The 26,391-nt window shown below is 37.7% G+C and carries 26 protein-coding genes and 1 tRNA gene; 17 read left to right on the top strand and 10 right to left on the bottom strand.

Annotated features, from left to right (window positions below):
- Window positions 1–149: 149 nt before the first annotated feature.
- Window positions 150–485 (top strand): YolD-like family protein, encoded by a 336-nt coding sequence (locus tag ACFWMP_RS19480; protein ID WP_042130171.1) that lies wholly within the window; start codon window positions 150–152, stop codon window positions 483–485.
- Here ACFWMP_RS19480 and ACFWMP_RS19475 read toward each other — a convergent pair.
- Window positions 482–646, bottom strand: coding sequence for a hypothetical protein (locus ACFWMP_RS19475; protein WP_197071245.1), 165 nt, complete (start codon window positions 644–646; stop codon window positions 482–484). The two genes, ACFWMP_RS19480 and ACFWMP_RS19475, sit on opposite strands and share 4 nt — an antisense overlap.
- A gap of 298 nt (window positions 647–944) precedes the next feature.
- Here ACFWMP_RS19475 and ACFWMP_RS19470 point away from each other — a divergent pair, with 298 nt between their 5' ends.
- The 4 genes from ACFWMP_RS19470 (at window position 945) to ACFWMP_RS19455 (ending at window position 3,540) form a co-directional block, all read left to right on the top strand.
- Entirely contained in the window at window positions 945–1,631 is a 687-nt protein-coding gene (locus tag ACFWMP_RS19470; protein ID WP_379424531.1) for a M15 family metallopeptidase, read from the top strand.
- Window positions 1,632–1,707: 76 nt separating this feature from the next.
- Window positions 1,708–2,178, top strand: coding sequence for a hypothetical protein (locus tag ACFWMP_RS19465; RefSeq protein WP_042190773.1), 471 nt, complete (start codon window positions 1,708–1,710; stop codon window positions 2,176–2,178).
- Between the two features lie 161 nt (window positions 2,179–2,339).
- Window positions 2,340–2,425, top strand: a tRNA-Leu gene (locus tag ACFWMP_RS19460).
- 173 nt (window positions 2,426–2,598) lie between these two features.
- Complete coding sequence (locus ACFWMP_RS19455) at window positions 2,599–3,540, top strand: tyrosine-type recombinase/integrase (protein ID WP_379424530.1); 942 nt, start codon at window positions 2,599–2,601, stop codon at window positions 3,538–3,540.
- Between the two features lie 132 nt (window positions 3,541–3,672).
- On the opposite strand, the gene ACFWMP_RS19450 is transcribed toward ACFWMP_RS19455, so the two are convergent.
- From ACFWMP_RS19450 to ACFWMP_RS19435, 4 genes are all read right to left on the bottom strand, one after another.
- Window positions 3,673–3,990: a hypothetical protein gene (locus tag ACFWMP_RS19450; RefSeq protein ID WP_379424529.1), complete on the bottom strand. Its 318-nt coding sequence runs from the start codon at window positions 3,988–3,990 to the stop codon at window positions 3,673–3,675.
- 853 nt (window positions 3,991–4,843) lie between these two features.
- Complete coding sequence (locus tag ACFWMP_RS19445) at window positions 4,844–5,869, bottom strand: hypothetical protein (RefSeq protein ID WP_379424528.1); 1,026 nt, start codon at window positions 5,867–5,869, stop codon at window positions 4,844–4,846.
- A 593-nt stretch (window positions 5,870–6,462) separates the two neighbouring features.
- Window positions 6,463–7,284 (bottom strand): helix-turn-helix transcriptional regulator, encoded by an 822-nt coding sequence (locus ACFWMP_RS19440; protein ID WP_379424527.1) that lies wholly within the window; start codon window positions 7,282–7,284, stop codon window positions 6,463–6,465.
- 1,400 nt (window positions 7,285–8,684) lie between these two features.
- Complete coding sequence (locus ACFWMP_RS19435) at window positions 8,685–9,011, bottom strand: hypothetical protein (protein ID WP_379424526.1); 327 nt, start codon at window positions 9,009–9,011, stop codon at window positions 8,685–8,687.
- A 413-nt stretch (window positions 9,012–9,424) separates the two neighbouring features.
- Here ACFWMP_RS19435 and ACFWMP_RS19430 point away from each other — a divergent pair, with 413 nt between their 5' ends.
- Together ACFWMP_RS19430 and ACFWMP_RS19425 are read left to right on the top strand one after the other, a co-directional pair.
- Window positions 9,425–9,772, top strand: coding sequence for a helix-turn-helix domain-containing protein (locus ACFWMP_RS19430; RefSeq protein WP_379424525.1), 348 nt, complete (start codon window positions 9,425–9,427; stop codon window positions 9,770–9,772).
- 105 nt (window positions 9,773–9,877) lie between these two features.
- Window positions 9,878–10,114: a hypothetical protein gene (locus ACFWMP_RS19425; protein WP_379424524.1), complete on the top strand. Its 237-nt coding sequence runs from the start codon at window positions 9,878–9,880 to the stop codon at window positions 10,112–10,114.
- A 345-nt stretch (window positions 10,115–10,459) separates the two neighbouring features.
- Here ACFWMP_RS19425 and ACFWMP_RS19420 read toward each other — a convergent pair whose 3' ends face one another.
- The 5 genes from ACFWMP_RS19420 to ACFWMP_RS19400 form a co-directional block, all read right to left on the bottom strand.
- Window positions 10,460–11,059, bottom strand: coding sequence for a JAB domain-containing protein (locus ACFWMP_RS19420; RefSeq protein WP_379424523.1), 600 nt, complete (start codon window positions 11,057–11,059; stop codon window positions 10,460–10,462).
- 223 nt (window positions 11,060–11,282) lie between these two features.
- On the bottom strand, window positions 11,283–11,417 hold the full coding sequence (locus ACFWMP_RS19415; RefSeq protein WP_379424522.1) for a hypothetical protein: 135 nt from the start codon (window positions 11,415–11,417) through the stop codon (window positions 11,283–11,285).
- Window positions 11,418–11,512: 95 nt separating this feature from the next.
- Entirely contained in the window at window positions 11,513–11,911 is a 399-nt protein-coding gene (locus ACFWMP_RS19410) for a hypothetical protein (RefSeq protein ID WP_379424521.1), read from the bottom strand.
- 16 nt (window positions 11,912–11,927) lie between these two features.
- The gene (gene sda, locus ACFWMP_RS19405; protein WP_379424520.1) at window positions 11,928–12,074 is read right to left on the bottom strand and encodes a sporulation histidine kinase inhibitor Sda; all 147 of its coding nucleotides are present in this window, start codon (window positions 12,072–12,074) and stop codon (window positions 11,928–11,930) included.
- Between the two features lie 130 nt (window positions 12,075–12,204).
- Window positions 12,205–12,546: a helix-turn-helix domain-containing protein gene (locus tag ACFWMP_RS19400; RefSeq protein WP_379424519.1), complete on the bottom strand. Its 342-nt coding sequence runs from the start codon at window positions 12,544–12,546 to the stop codon at window positions 12,205–12,207.
- Window positions 12,547–12,831: 285 nt separating this feature from the next.
- Between ACFWMP_RS19400 and ACFWMP_RS19395 the strand changes: the two genes are divergently transcribed.
- The 10 genes from ACFWMP_RS19395 (at window position 12,832) to ACFWMP_RS19350 (ending at window position 26,291) form a co-directional block, all read left to right on the top strand.
- Window positions 12,832–12,990, top strand: coding sequence for a hypothetical protein (locus ACFWMP_RS19395; RefSeq protein WP_379424518.1), 159 nt, complete (start codon window positions 12,832–12,834; stop codon window positions 12,988–12,990).
- A gap of 18 nt (window positions 12,991–13,008) precedes the next feature.
- Entirely contained in the window at window positions 13,009–13,650 is a 642-nt protein-coding gene (locus ACFWMP_RS19390) for a hypothetical protein (protein ID WP_379424517.1), read from the top strand.
- 42 nt (window positions 13,651–13,692) lie between these two features.
- Window positions 13,693–14,691 carry an Ig-like domain-containing protein gene (locus tag ACFWMP_RS19385; protein WP_379424516.1) on the top strand — a complete coding sequence of 333 codons (999 nt, stop codon included), beginning with the start codon at window positions 13,693–13,695 and terminating at the stop codon, window positions 14,689–14,691.
- Between the two features lie 268 nt (window positions 14,692–14,959).
- The gene (locus ACFWMP_RS19380; RefSeq protein WP_379424515.1) at window positions 14,960–16,888 is read left to right on the top strand and encodes an ATP-dependent nuclease; all 1,929 of its coding nucleotides are present in this window, start codon (window positions 14,960–14,962) and stop codon (window positions 16,886–16,888) included.
- 2 nt (window positions 16,889–16,890) lie between these two features.
- Window positions 16,891–18,750 carry an ATP-dependent helicase gene (locus ACFWMP_RS19375; protein ID WP_379424514.1) on the top strand — a complete coding sequence of 620 codons (1,860 nt, stop codon included), beginning with the start codon at window positions 16,891–16,893 and terminating at the stop codon, window positions 18,748–18,750.
- Window positions 18,751–18,801: 51 nt separating this feature from the next.
- The gene (locus tag ACFWMP_RS19370) at window positions 18,802–20,424 is read left to right on the top strand and encodes a hypothetical protein (protein WP_379424513.1); all 1,623 of its coding nucleotides are present in this window, start codon (window positions 18,802–18,804) and stop codon (window positions 20,422–20,424) included.
- A gap of 49 nt (window positions 20,425–20,473) precedes the next feature.
- Entirely contained in the window at window positions 20,474–21,058 is a 585-nt protein-coding gene (locus ACFWMP_RS19365; RefSeq protein ID WP_379424512.1) for a hypothetical protein, read from the top strand.
- 61 nt (window positions 21,059–21,119) lie between these two features.
- On the top strand, window positions 21,120–23,171 hold the full coding sequence (locus tag ACFWMP_RS19360) for a caspase family protein (RefSeq protein ID WP_379424511.1): 2,052 nt from the start codon (window positions 21,120–21,122) through the stop codon (window positions 23,169–23,171).
- Window positions 23,172–23,838: 667 nt separating this feature from the next.
- Window positions 23,839–25,461 carry an AAA family ATPase gene (locus ACFWMP_RS19355; RefSeq protein WP_379424510.1) on the top strand — a complete coding sequence of 541 codons (1,623 nt, stop codon included), beginning with the start codon at window positions 23,839–23,841 and terminating at the stop codon, window positions 25,459–25,461.
- A complete protein-coding gene (locus ACFWMP_RS19350) occupies window positions 25,458–26,291 on the top strand; it encodes a hypothetical protein (protein ID WP_379424509.1) in 834 nt (277 codons plus the stop codon). The genes ACFWMP_RS19355 and ACFWMP_RS19350 overlap by 4 nt, the downstream gene beginning before the upstream one ends.
- Window positions 26,292–26,391 lie beyond the last annotated feature (100 nt).

The raw sequence follows: 26,391 nt of genomic DNA, 5'->3' as shown, positions 1-26,391 counted from the left end.
TTCAATATTATACAACTTTTAGATAAAAGAGGAGGATTTTAAAGTGGGATCTTTTTCCTGATTATTGATTATTCAGCGAAGGTGTGGATATAATACAAACATACGTTCGTGTGTAGCGGAATAAGTATAGAAATTAGGGAGGGGTTACCATGGGCAAAAAGCTGGAGAAAAACGGACTGTGGGAAAGTAGTCGCATGATGCTGCCGGAGCATAAGGTAAGAATTATTAGGGATGAACGGGAGACCCTGCGCCGCATTAAGCCTATTCTGGATGAGCAGAAGCTGGAGGAGATCGAATGTACACTGGCCTTATCGTTACGGAGTCATGTGCGCGTCACTGTTGTGCTGTTTGATCCTTTTGAGAATACGACAATTAGTGGTTTTGTGACTTCCATTCACACCCACTCGCGTGAGTTTAAGCTGCAGTGGGCGGAGGAATGGAAGTGGATCAATGTAGATGATCTAGTGGAGGTTTACATCGTCTAATGCTGAGAACTGCTGACTTCACTTTTTTCATAAGCAATTAGGGTCAACGTTGGGTTGCCGGTCAGATGTGCAATGGAAGCTTCAGCATTTCGAATAATTTCGAGTGCTTCTTCCTGCTCGCTCAGGGCAGCAACTTTATAGCTATCACTATGAATGTCCATATGTGTTCCCACCTTTCGCTAATATTTTGCCCTTTTTTGTAGAAATGATCCAAGGTGAAGAAGCTATGAATAGGTGCTTTTCAGGGGAGATCTCGGGGATACCGGGGTCTTTTTTTAAAATATAAGAAAGTATAAGTTATGCACCTATCCTTTATGTCTTATATTTCTCGCTTAAACGCTTATCGTCCTTCCTTATATGGACGCCGAAGACATTTATGCTTGTATGCTAAGGCAAGCAGGGGTATTAGTACAAGCGAATGGGGAAGCGGGATCATTGATTATACCAAGGGGTGATTCTATGCTGACTTTAGATCAAGTGAGGGACAAATCGGCGGCGAGGCTTGTTGGGCTTCATCCTGTTTTGGCAGCAGGGGCGAAGGCTTTGATACAGCAAAGCTATGCCAGAGGAGTGCCCATCGTTATTACTCAGGGATTGCGGTCGATTGCTGAACAAAATGCCTTGTATGCGCAGGGGAGAAGTAAGCCTGGACCTATAGTTACCAACGCCAAGGGTGGAACCAGCTATCACAATTATGGCCTTGCGTTTGATTTTGCGCTTTTGCTGCCGGATGGAAATGGTATTTCCTGGGATATGAATCGTGATGGTGATAAAGATAAAATAGCGGACTGGCAAGAGGTTGTACAGGTGGGAAAACAGCTAGGGCTTGAGTGGGGAGGAGACTGGACGTCTTTTAAAGATTATTCACATCTGCAAATGGCCTTCGGCTTAACCACGACTCAACTTCGGGCAGGTAAACGTCCTACGACGGATCAGGTCAATGAAGCTTTAAAAAGAATTACTGGGGAGGATGACCAGGTGAACAAAGACGTTAAAGTAACGATAACCTTAAACGGCACTAAACTTACGGATGGTGTTCTTGATACCGGCGTAACGTATGTACCCGTGCGTGCTCTGGCTGAGGCGCTTGGAGCAAAGGTTACGTATGACGCAGCAAGCAAGACAGTGAATGTAGTAAAAGAGTAAAGCTATTCATGTATAGACAGTGCCACCCAAGGGGAAATTATCAGTGATAACTAACCATAAAGGGAGGCATAACACTGTGAACAAGCTAATAACAAGCCTTGCATGCGGTACTGTACTGTCAATGAGTATAATGGGAGCTAGTTACGCTAATCCAATCGGGTCAGCCGCTTTAGGCGGTATCCCGAACGCGAATACGGGCATGGATGGTACCGTGAATAACACTCGGATGATGAATACGGAAGGCAATCTAATGAACGGCACCACGGGAACGATGAATCAGCATGAGAGCATTATGAAAGATAAGATTCGCACAGGGGAAAATTATAGACCTAACACCAATAACTACAATGAAAATTACACCCGGGATAACTACAACAGAAATACGGTAACTCCACTATCCAACACTACAACGGACGGTAGATATCGGGCAACCAGTACAACTACAAATACTGGGACTACCAGCAGAGGATCTAACTGGGGCTGGCTCGGATTGTTTGGACTCTTGGGCCTTGTCGGAATGAGAAGCAGAAGTGACGAACGCAGATAATCGACATGCCAAATAACCCGTGTCGGCACACGCTGGAACGGGTTATTTTTAATGTGATAAAACTTTTTTTGAAAAAGGGATTGCGCGTTATCGATATTCATGATATTATATTTCTTGTCGCGTTATACGTAAATATCGTATGAAGCAACAACACATAATATGCCGGGGTGGCGGAACAGGCAGACGCACAGGACTTAAAATCCTGCGGTACGTGAGTACCGTACGGGTTCGACCCCCGTCCTCGGCATCCTTGATTTATAAGGGTTTTGGCCCTTTGGATTAATTTCCGTAAACCAGAAAAATAGTGAATCCTGTGTGTTTCAAATGGGCTGCCACAGCCGCACAGGATTCGCTGCTAGAGGTCCTCTTTTGAGCTATCTGTTCTTCAAAAAACAGATAGAGGCAAAGGAGGATTTTTTTATGGCGTCACGCGTAAACAAAATCAAGAAAACCCCCGCAACAATGGAAGAGGCTATGGATCGGTTTATTACCTGGAAGAAGGCAAATGGCATCAGTGAGCAGACACTTCTGGATTACACCACGCATATTAATCTGCTGTATAAACGGTATCCAGAAGCCAAAGACTCTTATGATGAGTTGGAGAACGCCGTTTGTGAGCATTTGAGCCAGGAGGGCATCAAGCCAGCAACGTATAACAATCGGCTAGTGTACCTGCGGACCTTCTTCAAATGGTGCTGTGAGCATGGCGTGCTGGAAGATAATCCTCTGGATGGATTCAAGAAGCGCAAGGACGAAGGCAGGCCCGTCACCATTGATGAGGAGATGCTAGCCCGATTGATTTCTTTGCCCAATCAGGAAACCTTCGCTGGATTGAGGGACTATGCACTGTTCCTGATGTTTCTGGATTGCGGCATAAGGCCGAAGGAAGCTTTTGGGTTAATGACGGATGATTTTCATCCCCGCGCCTATGAGATCCGTATAGATGCAGCAAAAGCTAAGACAAGAGTTTCCCGTACACTGCCGCTGTCTCCAATCACAGTAGATGCAATCTCTGAGTTGATCTCTATTCATCCCAAAGAGTGGAAGGGCAAGGCACCAATCTTCTGTACTAATGAAGGTAAACCTCTGACAAGGCACACTTGGGGTGATCGTGTAGAAATGTACGGCAAGAAACTGGGTATTCATATCTGGCCTTATGCACTGCGTCATGCTTTCTCGGTCGTCTTTCTGAGAGGCGGTGGTAATGCATTCAGCCTACAACGGATGTTGGGACATGTGGACATGACCATGACGAAGAGGTATGTGAGGCTCTCAGATAATGATATGAAGGAACAACACAGTACGGCTTCACCGCTTAATCGATTGGTGCAACATAAGAAACGGATTGGGAAGGTACGGTAAATAAAAGGGAAACTGTAACTCACTTTGGGTACGGTTGCCTTTTCTTGTATAGCTCATTAGAAACCCACAACTTCCAAAAAACATTGATTAATGTTTTTAAATGCATACTCTATGATGTGATCAATCAAAATATCAACTCGAACTCTTTGGTAAAAGTACTTTTAAATTCATCTGAATTCGGTAAGAAGGAGCGAGAATAACGAAATTATTAACATTGGAAGTAATACCACAAATGGTAAAGGTCTTCAGGTCTTCCTGGTAATAATCAGGATTAAATGCTTGAAGAGTAACTGATATTTTTATAGATATTTTATTCAGGATATCTGAAGATAGCTTTTTTATTGTTTTCCAGTCAACACCTTTGAAAGCCTGGATGGTGATACACTCATCATTTCTCAAGCAAGTTTGGTATACTGATGCATGCAAACAACTGGCTCCAGTTGAAGACATGACGGAATGCCGTCAAGCAATCCAAAGAGCCAGATGGGATAGCCATTCCAATATAGAAAATGAATATATAGTCCTTTTGATGCTTGGAAATCTTGCTTGATTTTAGCTGATCGATTAACGGAATGGCATTCATAGTGGGTAACTACACCATGGGATTAGCCCAAGCTGATATTATTCCCAACGATAAGGCCGTATTCGACATATCGTTCGATCATATTACTGCTTAGCGATATCCCGCGTATCCGTGCATGTTCAAGCAGTTCCTATTTAATCATTTTCTCACCTCTTTAACCGATTGTAGCCCGTCCGAAAAATGATGTTGAACACTGAAATTAATTTGGAAGTATACTCCAATCATAACTATTAATCATAACAGACGCTTACTAGTTTGAAGAGAGGTATTCATTGATACGATGGGAGATGGGGCAAAACATGATTGGAGCGATACATGATGAGCACAGGGAGTTGCAGGGAAGAACTATTATCGGTAACAAGAGCGATTATTAAAGCCGAGGGGATAATCGCTTTACGCCTAAGAAAGTTATAGAGTATATGAAGAGTAATAACACGCTCTATGCTGAATCGACGATAAGAACGCATTATCGTATCTAAATGCTGTGCTAGTATGAAGCGGAATCATGCAGTTGTATTTAATGATTTCGAAAGAATTGGGAATGGCTACTACAAGGTGCTTAACCTATGATTAGAACTTGAAAAGTCAGATCGTCAAGGCCGCGAAGCGATCGGTTACTATTTGTCTACACTCATCAGCACCTTCGGCTGACAAGCCGAGTGACTGGGTGTAGGGCTCGTGATCCTGCGTTTCTCCACGGGGACGGAAGGGGTTTTATGTTTATTCACTCTCTTGTTCAATGAGTGGAAATAGGTCATTGATTATAGAGGCCAACCGTTGCTGTTGTTCTTTGGTCGCAGGTGGGCAATACGATTCCTGCTGTAGCTCAATGAGCTTCATACGTTGACGTAAATCCTCCAGTTCTTTCTTTGTCGGTTGGGTCGCTTCGAATTCTGTTTTGTTCTTCTGAACTTGTTCCCTTTGTTCCTGCTTGCGTTTACGATAATCTGACTGGCGATGGCGAAGTACAGAATGAACAGCGCGCAAATCCAATGTCTTGAGAAAGGTATCCTGTGCGTAATTAATGTCAGCAAGGAGTGCTTCGGTGGTCTGAGTCTTCTTGGCAACTCGGTAGTATTCAACATTTAGTTTATCCTTCATACCAAAGCTGTACAGTTGCTTCATTTCGCGTGCAATAAGTTTTTGTGGGATGGAATTGGCATCTGGATCAATCTCGTGGTAGGCATGCAACTTCTGCTTAAAGAAACTCGTCCAGATGTCACGAGCTTTTTGATCATACGCTACGGCTTCGTCACCAATCACCCACTCGTCGATGAATTTATCAACGTAGAGCTTCGATCTTTTTACTCGGTGCGTTTTTGTAGGGGAGTCTGACGCTATATATCCATTGTCATACAGAAAGTTACGGATGCGAGTGCAAGTAGCTTCTACGGCCTTGTACTCAAGCCCGTACATTGCAGCCAGTTCGGTATAAAGTTCAACACTGAACTTTACATGGCTACCCTCACTACAATGCACAATGTCTCGGTCACTCATTATCATGTCGATGTACTCCGCACCTACGGGACTATATCGCATCACATCTACTAATAACATGCGGTAGAATCCAGCGGGAATGCGTACGGTGTAAATAGCACTCTTACCTTTACCATCTACAGTAACGACTTCTGCACCCATATCCTCAAGTTTCTGTCTGCGTGCACTAGCTATCTGCTTCATGCAGTGACTTTCGCTCCATCCAGTAAAGCTAAGGTACTGCTCATGATTCAATGTAACTGTATCCATGTATCGTAACTCTCCTTTTCGTAGTGCTAATCTGCTACTTTCTGCTGCATCCGTAGATTGTTTCCTGCTAGATATACGTTCTGAGTAGACCGCTACTCATCTGCATCCATGTTACTGTCTATTGAGTGCTGAATCGTGACTTTGTACGCTAACTCCCTTGGTTTGCAGGTTAGTAGTATTTTGAACTGGTTGCTGTATGCACTATTATATAATAACCTGCATTTTAAGGGGGGGACTAATCATGCATCATATCTGCGGTTCTAGGATGCTAATTTCGATTCTTTTATGCGTGGATTGCAACGGTGTAACCTTACTGCGGATAAAGTTGCTAAACTGCATGGTCGTAACTGCCCGTTTTGAAAGGTATGCATGAATGATACGGTGTCTGCACCCACTTATCGTTTTTGGTTAGTATCTGTTGCGGATGCCTAGTACATGAATGATTCTGAGTGTTCAGCTTCATTCGAAAGTTGAATGCATCGGAGGGGGGGACTTTCCCCGTCAACTTCTACGCAGCAGTCGCTTGAAATTCTTACCGTGATTTGCGCAATTTAGAGCCATAGCAAGGATTCGAACCTCTCCACATACATGGCTTAATGCGTACCTTCATCCTCGTCCATATCCTTAGTGACAGCCGACTTTGTGTTTTTGCTCTGTACAGAACGTCGAAGGCGAGTACTCATTCGCTCTTTGAATCTGGCTTGATCATCGGCTAGCTTACCGCTTGCTATGTAGCTCTGGATGGAGGCGAGCGCTTCCTCTGGAGTGGATTTCTTTCGCTGAAGTTCCTTCATTGCAGCTTCTTTCGTCTTTATATGCAAGTGCTTGCGACCCAGAAGGCGAATGAGTTGGCTGATCTGCTTCCTAATGTCCTCAATATCTTCCTCATCGATTGCTGTCCGTTCCTGTAGTAAATATGCCATAGTGGGATTACTGTCATTTCCCACAAATATTTTCATGTCTATTTCGATGCTGAATTCATCGGAAGCAAATTCTGGTTCGATGTAATCGGGAAGTTCATCATTGTCTTCTTTGTCGTAATTGACCTCCGATATATCTCTTCCATTCATAGACACTTCATTCTGTTCTTCGATCCAACGCTGTTCATCTTCCTTTCTTCCAAGAAAGAAGGGCTGTACTGACTTATCCTTTTCGAAGATGTCCAACGGCACATTGTAATGCTGGGCTAACTTCCGAATGGTATCTATTCTTGGTTCTTTGCCACGCTCCTCAAGGAAATAAAGGGTTTGGTATGATATGCCCTCGACTTGTTCTGCCACTCTCTTCTTCGTGAATTCTTTCCTGTATATTTCGTCTAGCTCCTCCCTTATCCACTTAAGCTTCTGAGCGTTGTTATCTTTGGACATGAGTTCGAGGAGCTCTTCATGCCTTATCTCTCGTCCTTTATATTGCATATTATCACCTCTTCATTATTATACCATATTAATATGGTATATATTAGTTTTTCAATAAATAATATATAAGTATGAACAAAAATATAATAACTATATAAATTATTGACTTGTGTGATAGTGTTGGCTCACGATAAGAGATGAGCTGGTAATGAATGAGTTGATTAATTACTGAACTATGCAGGTAGTAAGTGCAATTGAGGCAGGGATAATCATGGCTAATCGCTATGAAAGTCAAATGATTCTAACCATGGTTTCAATACGCAGTTCTGGTAGCGTAGTTCATCCTATATCTATTTAGGATCTTAGGGAGCTGTCTCTTGAGGTCAAATGCTATTTCAAAATATTTCGATAATTATTAAAAGGTTATTAGGTCAATATGAATCAATGCATGGTCGAAGGTGCTACCTCATTTCAAATATCTTATGATAAGAGTTCCCTTGAGCAACTCTTAAGTGACGTTTTGAGGGGTTTTCAATGGAGATATTGTCTGATAGTTTTCTCGAATTATCTGATGATTTGACTATAAAACGGTCTACTTTTTAATCTACGATGCTGGCGCTATATATGGCGAGTTTATTGACGAAGACCACGATGAGTATGAACGGTATCTGATTATGATATGGAATTCGCCGTCTAATGAACGATCTTATTTTGGATGTACTGACTTGTAAAGGGGGGGTATCAGGAACTGAAGAGTTTTGGGGATTAGGGCCGATAATGCAAGCGATATGTTGAAGATAAATGACTAATCAGAGTCATGAGCAACTTTAATTGATTATGAAGCAGAATGACCAAGGCAACTACTCCGTTAACTCTTGACTTCTATTTGACGGAGGATGAGTACCCGCTAACTTCTATAATATTTCAAGTTGATCCTAAGTGTCCGAATCGTATAGCAAAAATTAATGCGTTGAGGGCTTTTGGTGAAAAAAATGAAGGTTTGTTAACTGAAGATATGGATGACAATAGCCTAAGCTTCTATACTATTACGATAAAAATTTGTTGGATTTCTTATCTGGTGATGATCATAATGAAGCTATACAGAGGTTTTCCATCACTCGTCTGAATGAATTGTCTATTCTAAAGCAACAGTATCCCGACTTTGGTTGGGAATCTAAATAGAGTGGGGTAGCTGGAGGAAATTGGACAGGTACCTAATATTGATGATATTCCACAGTTTGAGGATATAACCAAGGATTTTGGAATTTGCTGGAAAAAATACATCAATACACTGGGATACGAACTTGGTACGGATATTGAGTTCATAACAACTGAGCATGAAATCGGCATATCTCCACTCGATATCTATGCTAAAGAGATCAATAAAGGATTACCCATTATTAGAGTCCACCAGGTTTATATAATGATGGCTCTTTCTTGAACATAGCACGAAGTCAACATTAGCCATGTTCCCTGAGGAAGTAGAAATAGTGTTGAACCGCGTTACGTAACGATGCAGTACCTACCAGTATGGAATGATACCCCTTAGTTCCCTTGAATGTAATATGATGTTTTGGCTCCAGTTCCCGATCTGCGTCTTCCTTGCTATAGGTAAGGCGTTCCATTAGAAATCTTCCGCGATCATTGGTGTAGTGCTTAATTAGGTTTCCCTCAGATTCTTCGACTCTTCTACATCTGGATATGCAGTCGCGAACTTGCTTTTCGCTGCTTATGGTCCTATCAAGATAACTCCTGAATGCATCCTCATTGATCAATTGTTTACGCATATGCTTACCTCCTAAGGTTCATTTTAGTACCGATCATATCACGAAATCTTGCAGCCAGCACTTAGAGATTTCTTGCTTAACAATCAGTGTTTAACTTACCATGATTAGACGTGATTGCTGATTTTGTGCCTAAGCCCCCTGCGACAACGTAACATCTCCCTCTTTGGTACTTCTACCACGAATACCTGGAAATCCAGTACTGGCATGGGTTTGTAATTTTTATTGACTCTGACTGGTGTGAAGATTCATAAAGGAACCTAAATTTCCAGAAAATATTTCAGAAATCTATTGCTATTAAGAATTGAAATGGTTATATCTGTTATGTGAGTTATCCGCATGATCAATGTGGGTCTACTCAATGGCTCCAGTCTTCACCGAGGGGAGCTTAACATACAAATGGTAGGTGAATACGAATGGATATTAAACCAAGAAAGCTAACGGATGATCAAATTGAGTTAGTTATGCAATTGATCTATATGGACAACGAGCCGATGATGATCGTTAATGAAGAAGTCAGGGAGATCGGTGAAATCCTGCGAATTAAGCGAGTTGCTGATGGGATGACATTAAGGCAGTTAGGCAAACTGCTTAAGATGACACCAGGTACTCTTAGTGAAATCGAAAACTCAAAGCGCACCATTCCTCGCGGCAAGGAGAAGGCTGTTGAAGACTACATTTATAGACAACTTTATATGAATGGCAGTCTTGAATTTCGAATGACTGGCGATGAAGATGACGACGGCGAATACACTACTTTGTGAGGAGATTAGATGCAATGAATAATACCCTTGAAACGATGGAGCGAGAAGAGGATTACGGTTTCGAATACATATTTGGATTTAACCAATCTGAAGGAGACGATGACGATGAATGAAAATATTGATGATTTTATACGTGCTCTTGATTTTGAGAACAGTCTACCAGGGACATCCGAGGCGCAGAAAGAGGCAAATGCCCACAGAAAGCGCATTTACTTATTGTTCATGAATAAGAAGCCTAACGATGCGGAGACAATTAAAACTGATCTTCAGCTAGAAATGTATATTAATAGAATGGCTAATCCATCATATCGGTTCTGTGCCAGCGATTTGTTAAAGGAATAATGAGGGAGCCAACCATAACGGCTGGCTTTCCCACGTTTAACGACTTAGTTCCTACGGTACACTGCTTCTGCTTCATCTTCTGTAACAAGATCAAGTTAGCTACACATTGGCTTCGAGGCGATTAAGATCCTCTCTGGATAAGCCTAGTTTCTTCCTACCAATAGAGTGTACCCGATAGCTGCTGCGTTAGTAATCATTTGAATTACCTCCATAAGTATTAGTTTGGATTAGAACTGCGTATGAAGCGTACAGACAGGTAATGCGCGTATCGAAGTGGAGCGCGCTTTCTATAGCCGAAGGCAAATCTTAGAGAGATAGCCATAAAGGCCAACCCCAAAGAATGTTTTACATTAGACCTCTTTCCTTGAGTGAACAATAGTTGTCCGTTGAGACGATGACGTGGTCAAGCAGTTCTATTCCGAGCAGTTCTCCTGCATCTGTTAATCGTTTGGTTAACTGGATATCCTCTGGGGAGGCATCTGTCATTTGTGTAGGGTGGTTGTGTACTGCGATATAACTTGCTGCAGCTCTCTGGATGAGTGAACGATAGACTTCCCTAGGATGAACAATTGCACTATTTAGCGTCCCGACACTGATCCTCTCTTTGCAGATGACGTGATTTTTCGTGTTAAGCGGAAGAATCCAGAATTCTTCGTGCATCAGGTGACCTACTACAAATCGCATTAGCTGGAACGCATCCTCTGGCTTACGGATTACATAGGGGCTCTCAAGCGGCGTGTTTAGTGCTCTTGCTAGCTTAAGTGTAGAAACGATTTGACGGGCTTTGGCTGGCCCCACGCCTTTAATGCGGGTAAATTCCAACTCGCTAGCATCAAGTAGTTCATATGGTGTTACGAAACGGGAAAATAGCTCCTGAATCATTGGGCTTGATTCTTTCACGCAAAGAGCATCTGCCAAGGCAGTTTTAATAGAGTAGATATTCATTGTGGATTACCTCCAGGAAATAGAAATAGAGGAGTAACCGAATTGGGTTACTCCCCTTGAATGGGTGTATATATTGGGTTATGATTGCTATGAAATAGGATTACCAAGGCCGCTCTGCAAAGCGGTCTTTATTTCAGTTCAGATGCTGCAATTTGAAACTCCTGAAATCTCCCCCATTGCTTGGGAAAGTGTTTGGCGAAGTAGCGGACGACATAGTTTCCCGCTAATCATCTTCCAGCTTCCAGCAGCGTTTAAAGTACACATATAATACCGTTCCTGCCATTCTAAAATGTCCGTTCATGACAAGTTGCCGTAGAGTCACCGTGAGTTCCTCAGGTAATCCTTGTTTATCCTTCATCTATATCACCTCCAAGGTAGGGCTAATCTCACGGGCCCATCTTATTCTCTGTCCAACAAAAAAGACTCCTAAATCATTTCCACGAAGGATAATGTTTAGAAGTCCTTATACAGCTGTTTTCTATGTTGTTTTTTTAATTGCTTCCTGGCATATTCCTTAAAAGGGTATTCCTTATGGTACTTAAACAGTGCGGCTTGTTCTTTAAGAATGTGTGACCTGATTTCCTCTAAATTGCTTAGGTTAAGTCTCAATAACTGTTGTAAGATGTAACCTGATTGATTGCTTCTAGCGGCTAATGGGCCAGTGTCATATTGAATGCTCTCTCTTTTATATGAAAGTCGGACCGATATACCATAAGTTGTAAGATCTACTTCTTGTTTAACCCATCTCCCAAGTGGATTGCAAAAATATTCTGTGGAAAATGGGGTTTTGGTACAAAAATGTTCATATTCAATATTACCGCAGCTCTTGACGTATAGTACCTCTCTGCTCATGTGGATTCCCCATTCATTATTTGATTACAATTCCACGCCGCAAAAGCTCACAGACAAGCATCTCAACAAAGTTCTTGTCCAGCCCAAGATATAAAGCATTCCAATATGATTGAATAAGTAGCTCTGTACTGACTTCCAGCATACTCTCATTTTCTCTACACATCGTTTCATCACCTCCTTTTATTGGAGCTTGATCTCAAAGGCTCCTAATTATCGCTGTCCCGCTATTAGCGCAAAAAAAAGACCTGCATTCACTCCACTAAGGAATGAATACAAGCCTGCTCAGAATGTTTCTATTTGTCTTGCAGCTCAAAGGCTGTATCAATAAGCTTCAGAATAGTGTGCTTTTCCTGAAGGCTCTTGCCGTATAATCGATTAATGATCTGCTCCATAACCATAGACTCTTCATCTTGATTTGAGGGCTGTATATATCTGAATAACTGTTCTAAGGTAATTCCAAGTGCTTGAGTTGCCTTATCAAGGCTTTCAACACTCATGTTGCGCTCTCCGCGTTCTAATTTTCCAATATATGTAGGATGCAAATTAGCTGCATGGGCCAGTTCTTCTTGACTCATGCCCTTTTCTTTCCTAAGTTCCCGCACGCGGGCTCCTACTACTTCCTTAATGTTTTGCATAATGTAATTCATCACCTCATGCAAAACATATCGCAGTACCAAATGACTCCCAACATTCAATTGAATCAAAATGAAAAGAATTATACCCAATAGAATATATTTGTGATATAAATAGTACATTGAGTCTTATTACCTATATTTGGAGCTTCTCCTAAAGAGGGGGGGGCGCGTTAGGAATAGTATCGTTTTATCGTATATACATAGCTTGTGGTTCAATTTATTGCAAAATTTTGATATAGCAACACGAAATTATTTCCGATGTTAACTGGAGGGAGGGTTCGCGAAGTGTTGGGAGCAGCAATCATAGGTCTGGGTTTCCTGATATTTGGTCTAATTGGCGCAAAAGGCATAGGGGAAAAATTCCAGTTTGGCTGTTTGATTACGGTAGTAGTTGTAGTTATTGTAGCAATTCTGTTCGTGGCATTACTAAGCTCCATGATGTAGTGAGAAGAGGAGTTTTATATGATATCTTTTATTGGTGATTTATCAACCTTGTCCTTCTGGTACTATTACTTCTTTATAAATGGCTATGAAAGAGAACTGTGTATTTATAGTTATTATAAAGATGCTCCATTCTATAGTATGTTCTTAGGAATTTGTTTGTACTTTGCAACAAATTTGAATCCAGTAATGATTATTGCAATTTGTTTATCGAATACAGTCCTACAATGTTATTTGGGATATCCATACTTTAAGAGATATTACGAAGCTAAGGTTGAGGCGCGGAAAGCAAAGGCTGACGAATGGATTAAACGCATAGAGAAGATAGTTGACTTCCTTAAAGAATTAGAGGATAAATTTGAGGATACCCCTGAAAAGGAGTTTGTTGAGCCTGAACAAGAGGAAACCGAAATGAAAATGCATAATAAAGAAAAACAAAAGCAAGAAGCCGCACATCCTATTCATATTGTAAGAATACTTAAGGTTTTTGAATTACCTATAACAACGGACGATTTTGGAGTAATCAAATCAAGATTCAGGCAGCTTGTCCAAAAGCATCATCCTGATAAAGGTGGAGATAACCAAATGACTGCCCGTCTGATCAATGATTATAGGATTCTGGAGGAACACTTTCTGAAAGGAGGCATGGATACAGTGGCTTAATAAGATTCGTGAAATACACAAGATTCTGAGAGGAGACTGAAAATGAAATTATTAAAAAAAATTGTAGTAGCAGCTACCTTAGCTACCTTTTCCTTAACGCTAGTTACAAGTCCAATTACCTTAATTCATGCAGAACAAGCAGTAAAAGTAACCTCAATATCTGTCAAAGGTCCATCAAACGCGTTAAAAGCAAACGAGACATTTCAATTGAAGCCAACGGTAGTCACCTCACCAAAAGGTGGAAATATAAAGATTACATATTCTTCGACAAATACAAAGGTAGCAACGGTGAGTGTTAGTGGGTTAGTAACAGCCCTTAATCCAGGAAAAGCAATCATTTATGCAAGCTCAGGTGGTAAAAGCACATATGCAGTAATAAATGTGGCCTCTAATACAGTAAACTTCAGTTCGGGGCTATGGGTAGAAAAGAAAAACATTAAGAAGCCAGAAGAACAATTATCAACTGATGGTGCAATTTATTTTGAACTTAAAAGCTTAAAGAACAATGTACTGACTGGACATTTTTTCTCTATTAGTACTCCTCCATCCAATAGGATAGCTGACGTTGAGATCAAAACGGAAATCAAAAATGGGAAGGGAACGTTTACCTACGGTGATGACGGTTGGGGAAACAGCGGAAAAGGAACTGTAGAAACCAAGGAGGGTTCTATTTTGTTCACCTTCAAAGAAACTAAGTCAGACAGTAGTGCAATGTGGAATCTTGGAACGTTCAGCGTCACATTGTATAAAGCTAACAGTGGTTCAAATATGGGGGTGAAATCCTTTGAAGGACAGTGGAGCACTCCAGGTTCAGATGAGTTAGCATTTAGGTTGACCATTAAGAGCGATACTAAAGGTGTGATTACCTTCTTTAGCGAAGGTGAGGAAGTTCCCAATAACGTCACATTCGTTTACAGTGGAGATAAGCTCACTTTTAAGTATGAAGGCGGCGACAAGAAGAATATCCTAAGGCTGGTAGATTCAAAAATGATGATACTCACGACTTCTGACGGGTATCAGCTAACATTAAAAAAATATTGATTGAGTGACTGCACCCGAGTGGTGCAGTTTTTTATTTAGAGGGAAAATCTTACTTCAAGGGTCTTCGAATTAGCTTCGTGTAAATCCTCAAAAACACAATTATGATCAATGATAACTTAAAATGAATATAAAAAGTATTGAAGAAGTCTATTTAATGGTGCTATTCGACATCTTTTTTAGACAAAATATGATAAGTTCAATATATGCATGAGAATTCTAGAGTTGTAGATATTGGAAATAATACTGGGAAATTATTGGAGGAGTCATAATGAGAATTCAAGAATTACGGATTAAAAACTTCAGGAATTTTGATGAAGAAGTTAAAATTATCCCTCACAAAATAAATGGGTATGACATTGTTATTCTTATTGGCGAAAATAATGTTGGGAAAACCAGTATCCTCACTATATTACATAGTCTTTTTAATTCCGAACGTTCCATTCGAACCTTAGAGCTTCAAGAAACGGATTTTTATGATCCAGAATTACCTATTGAAGTTAATGTTATATTCTCAGATTTAAGTGAAGAAATAAAGGCAGCGTTTATTGGAATGATTGATATTGAAATTATTAACGGTGAAGATCATTATTTTTTACCGTTCACGTTTAAATGTTTCATCGATAAAGATACAAAAGAAGTGGAGCCCTCTCTTGTATATAAACGACAACCTGAGCGTTCTGTCTCATTTTCAGAAAAAAGATTAATCTCATTTTATTATCAAGATGCACTTCGTGATCACAGAGCTATCAAATCTAACAAGGGAAGCCTATTTGGAAGAATTCTTGATCAAATTGATTTATCTAATCAAGAAGCAGAAATATTAGGTAAGCTTGATGAAGCAGGCGAAACATTAAATGAAAATGCTGACATCAGTGAGTTCATAAAAGGTGTGGGAAGTATAACAAGACAAGTCATTGATTTGTCTGATAAAGATGGAGCTATTCGACTAACTGTAGCAGCTTCTTCAGCTACAGATATAAAAAAGAATATTCAACTGCAACTAAGACATCGGAATGAAGAGAAATACCTAAATATAGATCAGCTTGGTTTAGGCTTACAAAGCGTTTTGACTGTGAGTGTTTTTCGAGCTTTTGCGGGTATAGGTAAGTTGCGTGAAGGTATTTTTGCCATCGATGAGCCAGAATCTCATCTATATCCTCATTCTCAAAGAGCGATGTACAGAGAGGTATTGGAACTTTCTAAATTGAGACAAGTCTGGGTAGCTACTCATTCTCCTACGCTAATAGAATGGATCAATCCAAAGCAACTCTGTTTGGTTCGGAGGCAACCTGAAGAAGATGTATCTACTTGCATTCAATTACCTGCTAAATTCCCAAATGCTCATATTGCTTCATACGAAAAACACCTAGATGTTGGTAAGGCAGATGCTTTCTTTGCGAAAGCTGTACTCTTGGTAGAAGGTCCTACAGAGCAAGGTCTTTTTCCTGCATTAGGAATTGCATATTCTAATGAATCTAGCACCTATGACTTGGATCGTATTGGTGTATCTGTAATTAATACAGGAGGAAAAAATAATCTTAAAGCATTTGTACAATTATTGAATAACTTTGAAATTCCAAGTGTTGCTATGATTGATTATGATTCGGTAGATGAAAATCACGAAAAAGTTATCAAGGAGATTAAAGAGGAGTGTTCAGCATTTTACGAAATACCTAGAAACACTGATATGGGAGATATTGAGGGCCTGATTTGTCTGCATGTACCTATTGAAGAATTACTTCTATTCTTGAAGGAGCTTTTACCATCCGAGAGAATGTTAGATTTATTTTCAGGTCTAAAAGGTGCGCTATCTAAATTTAACAAGGATAAAGGATTAGAGATCAGAGCGCTACGTAAAGCCAACGCGGATATAAGTGAGTGCTTCCTCATTCTAGAAAGTGTTCCAGACGCTGAAGAAGCAGTTAGGAAATGCATTGCAGATTCCTTTCGGAAAATCAAAGGAAGAACAACAGGGAGGCTTATTGGTGAAGCATTCTTTAATTATTTCCCTAGAGACTTTATTGATAATACACTAAGAGCTGTGATTAAATTAGCAGGCTACATTATCGAAGAAGATGATGATAAGAGTCTTGAAAACTTTGACTATTACGAAAGACACTATGATAATTATGAAATTTATGATGGTGAAGGCGAAGACATAGAAGAAGACTATGAACTTGAAGAGGATGACTTCTAATAATGAAAGCTCTTAAAGACTTAAACGTTGAACAACGTAGTGCTGTTGAATTTTTCAGCAGCCATTCAATGGTATTTGCGGGACCAGGCACTGGAAAAACGAGAGTAATCACAAGCCGTATTTCGTATCTATTTGAGTCAGGTCTACTAGAAGTACATAAGAAGATTCTTGCTATTACTTTTACAAATAAAGCAGCAAATGAAATGAAAGCTCGTGTGAAAGCGAGTGGGATTGATAATAAGCAAGTCCGAATTGGAACATTTCACAACTTTTGTTTATGGGTCCTAAAGTCTTATGGTGACAAAATAGGATTAGACCGTTCGTTTACTTTTTTGACTGGAAATCAACAGTTAGTATTAATGGATCAAATCATTCGTGAAACATCTTTACAGATGAAAGCTATAGATTTTAGATCTAGAATTAGTTCATTGAAAAACTCCTCTTCAGATGTATTTGATTATATTGCAACTTACAAGCAAAGTAAGGTGTTTAATTTTTCTAAAGCGGCAGAGGAGTACAGCTCACAATTAAAGAATAACAATTTTATAGACTATGATGATGCTATTCTACTTACAGTAACGCTTTTAAAAACTCAACCTAATGTATTAAATCTTTTCTATAACGCATTTCCCTATGTACTAATAGATGAGATGCAGGATACCAATCGCATGCAACTTGAATTAATTCAAATATTAGGGATGAAAGCAAAACATATTATGGCGGTCGCAGACGATGACCAATCCATTTACGGATGGAGGGGGGCATTGCCAACAGTGATACAAGATTACATCCGCGTTTTAAACGCAAAGACATTTGTTTTGAAGGCAAACTATCGTTCGCCTCAGATTATATTGGATGCTGCAAATAAATTGATAGTAAATAATGATAACAGAATAAGTAAAGAACTTACTGGTAGGGTTTCTAATGAAAATGATTCATATGCAATTGAGGTTTTTAATACTTGGGAAGAAGAGGCTGAATGGGTCGCAGAGAAAATTGATGAATTACATCAAAGTGGAATTCTATATAATGATATTATTATCTTATATCGTAGTCGTCATCCTTCTTTGAAGATAATTGATGAAGCTCTAGCAGAACGAAACATACCATTCCAACATTTCGGTAGAAATTTTAACTACAGGGAATTATTGTTGACCGAAACAATTATGAATGTTATGAAACTAAAAGACGATCCTAATAATGAACTTCTTATTTTAAGTTTATTAACTGATTTAGAGAAACGTTATGATTATCATCAATTGTATGAGTATTATCTAGAGGAAATGGGAGAAGTTAGTCTTAAATCCTTATCTAAAATTGCTATTGAAGATTCATTTGATGAGATGATTCGTGATATATCAAAATTTTGCCTTGATGGTACTGCAAGACAGCCGTATTTAAATATCTTCAATAGAGTATGTGATCTATTAGGGGTTGAAACTATTATAGAAGAGTTAGCAGCCGACAACGCTGATGAAGAACAAAGACATATTGAACTTCTAAAAGACAGAATTTCTAGATCTGCTACATCTAATTTTTCAGAATTAATCTCGGAAATTGAATTGCAAGATGAATCTAATCATATAGATCCTTTAATTAATAAAGTTGGTATATCTACCTTCCATACAGCCAAAGGATTGGAATATAAAGTTGTATTTATTGTTGCTGTAGAAGAGTTCTTTCTTCCTGGAAGAAACGGTGATGACAAAACTAAGGTACAGGAAGAGAGAAGAGGACTTTATGTAGCAATGACACGGGCACAGAATAAGTTGTATTTATCTTATGCTGGACGTAGGTCGAATTGGAATGGGGTCGGAGTTAAAGCGAGCCCATCGCGATTCATTAACGATTTGCTCGATTAAATGAATGAAGATCCAAGTATAAGATCCAAAATAAATAAGGAGGTGGGGCTAATGGGGGGGAAGGAAGGTGCTTGGGGGTATTTGGCTCAAGCTGTTGTATGTGTTATCAGTACTCTTATCACCGAGGAATGGGAATTTGTTCAAATTGAGCCTGATACTGAATTAGATCAGGTTGATATTGCTTGGTATTACCCTAACAAGCAACCAAGAGTTGTTCAGGTTAAAACGTCAAAAAATAACTTTACAATGCCTAATATTCGAAAATGGACATTATCACTTATTAATGATTATCATGAAGCAGATTTCTATGAACTATTCCTAATAGGGACTTGTAATGATGAGACTAAACAAATCATAAATCGAATTAATGAACAGAAGGCTACAGATAAAGATTTTGGAGACAACGCAACATTGATTTCGAAAAAGGGAAACATAACCATAACTCAAAGACTGAATGATCAAGAAGCATTGGAAGCAATAATTTACAGAAACTTAGGGAAATTCCTGTCTCGAAGTGGAAAGCATGCTAATGATACAGATCTTGAGTTGATGTCCAAATCATTAATTTATACATATATGCTATATTCAACTCAAGGGAAAAAGGAAGCAAGAATAGATTTTGAAAATCGATTGTTAAGCTGGATTGAACATTTCTTGGGGGTAAGAACAGAAAAAAAAAGTGACCTTAGTATTCAATTTTACTTAAAGGATAAAGTAGAGTTCTGCAACAATATGAGTTCAAATAGCATTAATCTAATGGAGTCGAACTTTTATCTTGGAAAAAAAACACCATTAATTGAAATGATAAAAAAAATATCAGATATGAAAGTTGCTAAAAGAACTGAAGAAAGATCAAAATTTGATGCTGTAGGCCTCAGGGACTTTTTATCTTCGCAGTTTAGTAAAGAAGAATATTGTGAATTTTCAGGAACTCGACGAGAAAAATTGGAACAACAAGCCTTGAAATTACTTGATATTATACTTAAGCCTGAGTTCTTTTATTTAGGAGAATTAAAAGAAGCTAAATTTATTGGTCACAATTATTTTCCTATGGATGACATAAGAAATGGAACAAAAGAAGAAATTGAAAAGTATGATGCATTATTATTATTTGAAAAGGAAATTAAGAAGTATAATTCATATTATGAGCTGTTCAGTTTTTTTGCTTCTTACAATATTATCCCAGTTGTCCTAAGGAATGTAGGAAGTAAACAAGATCAGAATATAAAAGTAAAGTTTTCATTTAATAAGAATATTGAGGTCTTAAAAAGTGATGATTTTATAAAGCCCAAAAAGGAGATAATTGAAGAGTTTACAGGATATGATGGATATATTCATCTTTTATTCAGTCATGATTCTGATAGTAAAATTAATGATTATCAGTACGCTCACTTAGTGAAGGAACATTATTTGCAAATAGCCTATGAACCTACTACGAAAACCTTAAAAAAAGACTTCAAAAATTATATTGAAGCGTTATTTGACTATAAGCATTATGAAGAAAATGAGAGTACGGTTTTAATTTTTGAATTTGACCAATTGAATCCAAAAGAAAATATGGCTTTCCCTTGTTTTTTAATGATACAAGCTGAAGAAACTTTTGAAATAAATTATGAAATCACTTCAGTAAATTTGACAGAGGTAGCTAAAGGGATCTTAACGTACGAGATATAAATGAAGAATAGTATTCCTTGGGGCAACCTTAAGAATAGGGGGATGAGTTATGCTAGAAGAGCTTGTGGACAAGTATCTAAAAACGGAGAGTTTGTATAGGGATAGATTAAATAAATATAAAAAAACAACTAACTTAAATGAACTGCTAGAATATGCATTGCCAGGAGCAGATCCAGACGGAGAATACCAATTTGACCCACATCAGTACCGAATAAGTAATAAAGAGGAAATATATCGTAGGATCATAGACACTATTTTATCGAATCCCAATATTGTTAGTTCGCTTAATAACCCAGAGAAATTTGAAGATGTATTTGATGTTTTCTCTAACATACGTAAAGCAAAATTAGCTCCAGGATTTGGGCCACTAAGTGTTTACGATGTCTCATTACGTGTTGCTGTGTCGCGTGGTGTTTTCCCAGAAGTAGTTTATCTTCATGCTGGGGCATTAAAAGGAGCCAAGCAATTATTAGCTGATGATTTTAAGGGTAAGAAGAATAAGTATAAAGATAATAGAGATCATATATATATCCATCATCATTGTTTTCCATTAGAAGTTCAAAAGCTAGAGGCCTTTCAAATTGAAGATTTCCTTTGTAATTATAAAGATTTTTTTAAAAAGCCAATTAGATGAGTTTAAAGTAATCATGTATAGCTATTAAAAGATTCAATAGAGAAGGATTGTAGTGAGACACATGGAGAAATATAAATTTATGCTTGTAGGAGTCGACAAATATACAGATCCACGGTATGAGTCGATGGAAAGTATCACTAATGACTTAAATGAAATGGAGACTTTTGTACAAAAACATTTTGAATACGATCAACTAACCACGTTTAGGGGTCACCGTACATTGAAAGACAATCTAGAAGCAGGAGTTAAAAACTTTTTTGTCAATTGTGATGAAACAGATACTCTCATCCTATATTGGAGTGGACATGGAGATCGTATATATGAAGAAGGTTATCTTGTTTGTTCTGATTCAATAGCTGAGGATGTAATTGATGACAAAATATGTATGAAAGAATTAGCAAATACAATTAATAATACAAAAGCGAAGGCAGTAGTCGTTATAGTTGACTGCTGTTACAGTGGGCATTTAGCAAAGAGTAGAAAGGAACATGGTGAGCTTCAGATACATGGCAAGGGAAAAGTTATAATATCAGCGAGTAGTGATGAAAAGGCCTTCAGTGAAGGTTCGAATGGTGTTTTCACAAGGTTTCTACTTGATGAATTATATGATTTAGTACATCTAGAGGGATATCAAAAAATCGACATAACCGATCTCTATTCAAGAATTGTAGTTTCTATGGAGAATGCTAATAAAAAGCAGGTACCGAATTTGAAAGCTACAATCCAAGGCAGGGTCTACCTCTCTTTTAATAATTTGAAAATGTCTCTTCCTGGGATATCCCGAGGACGGAACAATACAAATAAAAAAAAACATGAGATTCTTGAAACTCTTAATTTAGCATTGAAAGCACGAGATGGATTAGATACTAACCATGATTTCAAAATGATTTCTCCCTATTTAAACACAGAATTACCCGTGGGGAAATTGAAGAAATTAATAATAAATCCATTAGATGAACAGCGGTATTTTATCTCATTGGATTTTTATGATTGGGTAACCCAAATGCGTATTGAATCTCCTACTAATTTACTGCTACTTCCTATTACTTCAAGGCCGCAAGCAGAGGAAATCCATGAAGCTGCAAAGCGTAATGAAGTATATATTAACGGTACTGTTGAAAATAATGGGGAGTATTCATTTTTTAGTAAACTAGTTTTAAAATACAGAGAAACAGAGATAGAGTTGGAGGGAATAAAATCTAGAAGACCGATAATGGAATTGAAGTTTAATAACAGGATTGAATGGTTTAGCTATAATAAGGACTCAACAAATTTTATTATACTAACATTATCTGAAAACAATACATACTCGTTGTTTTCACAACCACTTAATAATGATCAGCCAGTAATTAATTATGAGTTTTCAATAAAAAATGACGAAGAAATATTAGAGGGTGTATATTACAAAAACTCTGATATTTGTGTATTTAAGACCATAAATAGTGGTTGGGTATACTCAGTATACGTTTACTGGATAAAAGATAATGTTACTTATATAGTACCAAATATAAAAAAGAAACAAGTTATAATTCCTATTAATATTGACTACTATTTTATTCTCGGTGATAAATCAATAAATTTATTTTCCTTTAAGGATAATGAAAGTTTATCTTCATACAAATTTAGAAGGGGTATCTTTAGTTCATATCCTTTATTTAATGATTTTGTATCGGCTTCAAAAATATACTTATCATTCGAAAACCAGTTATACTCTGCTGAAATAAAAGAGAAATCCTTAGAAGTTGAAAAGATTAAAGCTCCAAGTGAGGTGCTGTTTGTAATTAGTGAAAACTTATTGCTGCAAAAGGCTTACGATGGTTCCAAAATATACAATATTGATACAGGTGACACTCAATTAGTATCAGTAAATACCGATAGTAGCAGACAAGAAAATGCACATTACTATCAACCTGGAATAATAGTGAATCCACCTAAAAAGTATAACAATTATGAAAAAACTAGTTCCATAAGATGTAATTATATATCTAGTCCAATCGATTCTTACAGTGAGTTTTTGTTCGCTGAATCTGTAACGCATTTATTGTCGGTTAGCCATTCTGGCAAAGCGATCGCATGCAAAACTGAAAAGAATTCAATTGTTATATGGAAATAATTGTTGAAGCATTTTTGTAGATGTAGTAATGTATTAAATAACGAGAAGCACTCGTAAACAGTTAGGAAAACCCCTTTCTGTTTGCGTGTGCTTATTTTTTTATTTTTAGGGGGATTTGAATTGAAAAGACAAATTAAAGTACTAACTAATGAACAATTGGAAAATTGTGTAAACAATAATACTGAGATCGAAGTTTGGATTGATAATGACTTTGAAGTCGTGACTACACTTTTAGATTATAACGATAATGTAATAAAATTGCCCGAAGCTCAGTACCTAAGACAGAATGTATGTATATATTTGGGTGGGAATTATTTCAACTTAGTTAAGAATTAATGTGAATATAGATTGTTTAAAAAAGTATAGATTGATAAGGGAAGACTTTGGTAATGAGATCTCAATAGGTAATTTTCATAAATGTCGTCCGAAAACTATTGATTTGAGCATTCATTAATAAGGTATGAGGCAATATACTTACAAAAAAACATTTGATTGACAAGTATTGGAATGAGGCATAAAATTATGAAGTATCGGAAGCACCGTGCGAAGGTCTAGGGAAAGCATTCCTAGGCCTTTTTTTATATACTGTAGAACCTGCTGAGAGTAATGTCGCACTGTCATTAGGTCAATATATCATATTGTATTAAATGCACTAGGAGGACTTTTTTTGGAATTTTGTGTGTTGCCTGTAAATTCTAATGTTGCGTTGTATCCTGAAGAGCGTATTTATTTAGTTATGGATAATTGGAACGATTGGTGGGAGTTCCGTTCTCTTTATCAAGTATTTTTTAAAGACGAAAGAAAAGAAGTAACATATATAGGTTCTGTAAAAATTGGTGAATTTGATATGGAAGATAGGCCAAACCTACCCGACGAAGTCTTTGGATTCTTAGATGAGAATCTTTTTTCGCTTGGACAGGACAAATACTACTATGAAAATTTAAATAGATTAGGGGATAAATTTAGAGATGAGTATCTAAAAAGCATGAATGACATTGCTTTAGATCCTGATCTACTTAATAAGGTATATAATGAAAGGGTCACTACACGGTCGCTAATGAGAGATATCTCATTAGCGCAAATTAATAATAGCTTTCAAAAATTGGCTTTGGGTGAATCACGACTGCAGAAATATCATTTTAAATATACTGCGGTTAATATAATTAATAACTCAATTACGTATGATATTGAGTTTACCACAAAACCAAATTCTAACCCTCCAACTAATCTTTATGCGATTATAGGAAGAAATGGAGTCGGGAAATCACAATTACTTCGTAATATGGCTTCTAGCCTTCTTGGTCATAGTAAGAACAATCCCAATATCGGAACTTTTGAAGATCTCATTTTAGGTTCGGAGGATAATCTATTTGAAAACATAATATATATTTCCTTTAGCGCTTTTGATAAAAATGAAATTGTTAAAAATCAGTTGAAGAAAAAGAACAAAATTGGGTACTCCTATATAGGATTAAAGAAAGTTAGAAAGAGCAAAAAACTTGGCTCAACTAATGTGAATGAGAAGATTGTTACTAAAAGTACAGAAGAATTACGTGAAGAACTATGTCATAGTATTTGGAAGTGTAAAAGCATTCCTTCTAAAAGTGTAAGATTACGAAATGCTATAGAAATGATGAGTTCTGATCCGATCTTCTCACAGTCAGATATTAGTAGTTTACTTAATGAAAGTGAGCTGGAGAAAAAGATTAAGGATTCGAAGACTAAAAATTCGTCATTAAGCTCAGAGGAGAAGAGCGAGATATTTGATGAGTTTTTAGATAAAGCAAATCTTATATGTGAAAAGTTTAGTTCAGGTCATAGTATTGTTCTTTTGACAATTGCAAATTTAATCAATGAGTTGGAAGAATCAACAGTAGTCTTACTAGATGAACCAGAATCACACCTTCATCCCCCTCTTCTATCAACCTTCACACGAATACTTTCGAATCTTCTTGTGAAAAGAAATGCAATTGGAATTATTGCTACTCATTCACCAGTCGTTATTCAAGAGATTCCAAGAAAGTGTGTTTGGATATTCAACAGATATGGACCTAATTTAAAGTTCGAAAAACCTGAAATAGAGACTTTTGGTGAAAATATAAATACTTTAACCAGAGAAGTGTTCTCCTATGAACTTACCAATTCTGGTTTTCATAAACTATTAGCAGATGCTGCTAGTGAGTATGATAACTATGAGGAAGCTTTAGAGAGTTTTAATGATGAGCTAGGAATGCAAGCGCAGGCAATTTTAAAGGCACTGATAAACAAAGAGAATAGAGGGAAGAGATGAGGTCTATCGATAAGCCAGCGTACACAACGGAATTTGTATATAAAACATGTATAAGCGAAGTAAAGAGAAAACAACTCAAAAAAACACTAGAAGCATGTATTCCAGAAATAATTAAAGTTTCTGATCGTTATGAATTACTTGGAGAGAAAGGATTACTCTACACTCTTAAAGATAATACATGTGTTAATCTGGCTATCGACAAAAAGCACTTAATCAGAGTTTATACTACAAGGATGGTAGATAAAGATCAACCTGGCCGAAGTATTTACAATGAGTTACTATCTCATACTCCACATTCAATGTGCCCTATATGTTCTCAAAGAAGAGTATCTTCTATTGATCACTATTTGCCTAAATCACTTTTTCCCTCTTTAGCCGTAGCGCCGATTAATCTCATTCCTGCATGTGATCAGTGTAACAAAAAAAAGTTAGATGAAGTTGCTCTAACGTATGAAAATAGTACTCTTCATCCTTATTTTGATGATTTTCTTTCAGAGAGGTTTTTGTTTGCAGAAGTGATAGAATCAGTACCTCCTGTTATTCGATTCTTTGTTGATCCACCTAACAATTGGGATGAATCATTAAAGAAAAGGGTACGTAACCACTTTACATTTTTTCAGTTAAATGAACTGTATAGTGTTCATGCTGCTGAAGAAATCACAGCTCAAGTAGATGTATGGTTTGATTTAGATGCTAAAGAGAGAAGGGGGTTTTTTTTAAAGCAAGCTCGAAGTAGAGAGAAAAAAAATCCTAATTCATGGCAAGTAGCAATGTATGATGGTTTAGCTGCAAGTCGTTGGTTTTGCGAAGAAGGATTTAATAAATTTTGATTAGGATCTGTGCGCAAATTAAGTATGGTGGACTTCTGGGGAATTTTCGAATGTTTTATATAATGGGAATAGTGAGGAGATTATTGTTGCGTAGTTTTGT

Source organism: Paenibacillus sp. NPDC058367 (assembly GCF_042723305.1).
In the GTDB taxonomy this organism is placed as follows: Bacteria; Bacillota; Bacilli; order Paenibacillales; family Paenibacillaceae; genus Paenibacillus_AQ.
The sequence above is the reverse complement of the archived record's forward strand: the minus strand, read 5'-3'. Positions and strand labels throughout refer to the sequence as shown.

Excerpts from the sequence above, each read along its gene's own strand:
- ACFWMP_RS19480 (WP_042130171.1), top strand. The coding sequence starts at position 150 with ATGGGCAAAAAGCTGGAGAAAAACGGACTGTGGGAAAGTAGTCGCATG.
- ACFWMP_RS19475 (WP_197071245.1), bottom strand. The coding sequence starts at position 646 with ATGGACATTCATAGTGATAGCTATAAAGTTGCTGCCCTGAGCGAGCAG.
- ACFWMP_RS19470 (WP_379424531.1), top strand. The coding sequence starts at position 945 with ATGCTGACTTTAGATCAAGTGAGGGACAAATCGGCGGCGAGGCTTGTT.
- ACFWMP_RS19455 (WP_379424530.1), top strand. The coding sequence starts at position 2,599 with ATGGCGTCACGCGTAAACAAAATCAAGAAAACCCCCGCAACAATGGAA.
- ACFWMP_RS19450 (WP_379424529.1), bottom strand. The coding sequence starts at position 3,990 with ATGTCTTCAACTGGAGCCAGTTGTTTGCATGCATCAGTATACCAAACT.
- ACFWMP_RS19445 (WP_379424528.1), bottom strand. The coding sequence starts at position 5,869 with ATGGATACAGTTACATTGAATCATGAGCAGTACCTTAGCTTTACTGGA.
- ACFWMP_RS19440 (WP_379424527.1), bottom strand. The coding sequence starts at position 7,284 with ATGCAATATAAAGGACGAGAGATAAGGCATGAAGAGCTCCTCGAACTC.
- ACFWMP_RS19435 (WP_379424526.1), bottom strand. The coding sequence starts at position 9,011 with ATGCGTAAACAATTGATCAATGAGGATGCATTCAGGAGTTATCTTGAT.
- ACFWMP_RS19430 (WP_379424525.1), top strand. The coding sequence starts at position 9,425 with ATGGATATTAAACCAAGAAAGCTAACGGATGATCAAATTGAGTTAGTT.
- ACFWMP_RS19425 (WP_379424524.1), top strand. The coding sequence starts at position 9,878 with ATGAATGAAAATATTGATGATTTTATACGTGCTCTTGATTTTGAGAAC.
- ACFWMP_RS19420 (WP_379424523.1), bottom strand. The coding sequence starts at position 11,059 with ATGAATATCTACTCTATTAAAACTGCCTTGGCAGATGCTCTTTGCGTG.
- ACFWMP_RS19415 (WP_379424522.1), bottom strand. The coding sequence starts at position 11,417 with ATGAAGGATAAACAAGGATTACCTGAGGAACTCACGGTGACTCTACGG.
- ACFWMP_RS19410 (WP_379424521.1), bottom strand. The coding sequence starts at position 11,911 with ATGAGCAGAGAGGTACTATACGTCAAGAGCTGCGGTAATATTGAATAT.
- sda (WP_379424520.1), bottom strand. The coding sequence starts at position 12,074 with ATGTGTAGAGAAAATGAGAGTATGCTGGAAGTCAGTACAGAGCTACTT.
- ACFWMP_RS19400 (WP_379424519.1), bottom strand. The coding sequence starts at position 12,546 with ATGCAAAACATTAAGGAAGTAGTAGGAGCCCGCGTGCGGGAACTTAGG.
- ACFWMP_RS19390 (WP_379424517.1), top strand. The coding sequence starts at position 13,009 with ATGATATCTTTTATTGGTGATTTATCAACCTTGTCCTTCTGGTACTAT.
- ACFWMP_RS19385 (WP_379424516.1), top strand. The coding sequence starts at position 13,693 with ATGAAATTATTAAAAAAAATTGTAGTAGCAGCTACCTTAGCTACCTTT.
- ACFWMP_RS19380 (WP_379424515.1), top strand. The coding sequence starts at position 14,960 with ATGAGAATTCAAGAATTACGGATTAAAAACTTCAGGAATTTTGATGAA.
- ACFWMP_RS19375 (WP_379424514.1), top strand. The coding sequence starts at position 16,891 with ATGAAAGCTCTTAAAGACTTAAACGTTGAACAACGTAGTGCTGTTGAA.
- ACFWMP_RS19370 (WP_379424513.1), top strand. The coding sequence starts at position 18,802 with ATGGGGGGGAAGGAAGGTGCTTGGGGGTATTTGGCTCAAGCTGTTGTA.
- ACFWMP_RS19365 (WP_379424512.1), top strand. The coding sequence starts at position 20,474 with ATGCTAGAAGAGCTTGTGGACAAGTATCTAAAAACGGAGAGTTTGTAT.
- ACFWMP_RS19360 (WP_379424511.1), top strand. The coding sequence starts at position 21,120 with ATGGAGAAATATAAATTTATGCTTGTAGGAGTCGACAAATATACAGAT.
- ACFWMP_RS19350 (WP_379424509.1), top strand. The coding sequence starts at position 25,458 with ATGAGGTCTATCGATAAGCCAGCGTACACAACGGAATTTGTATATAAA.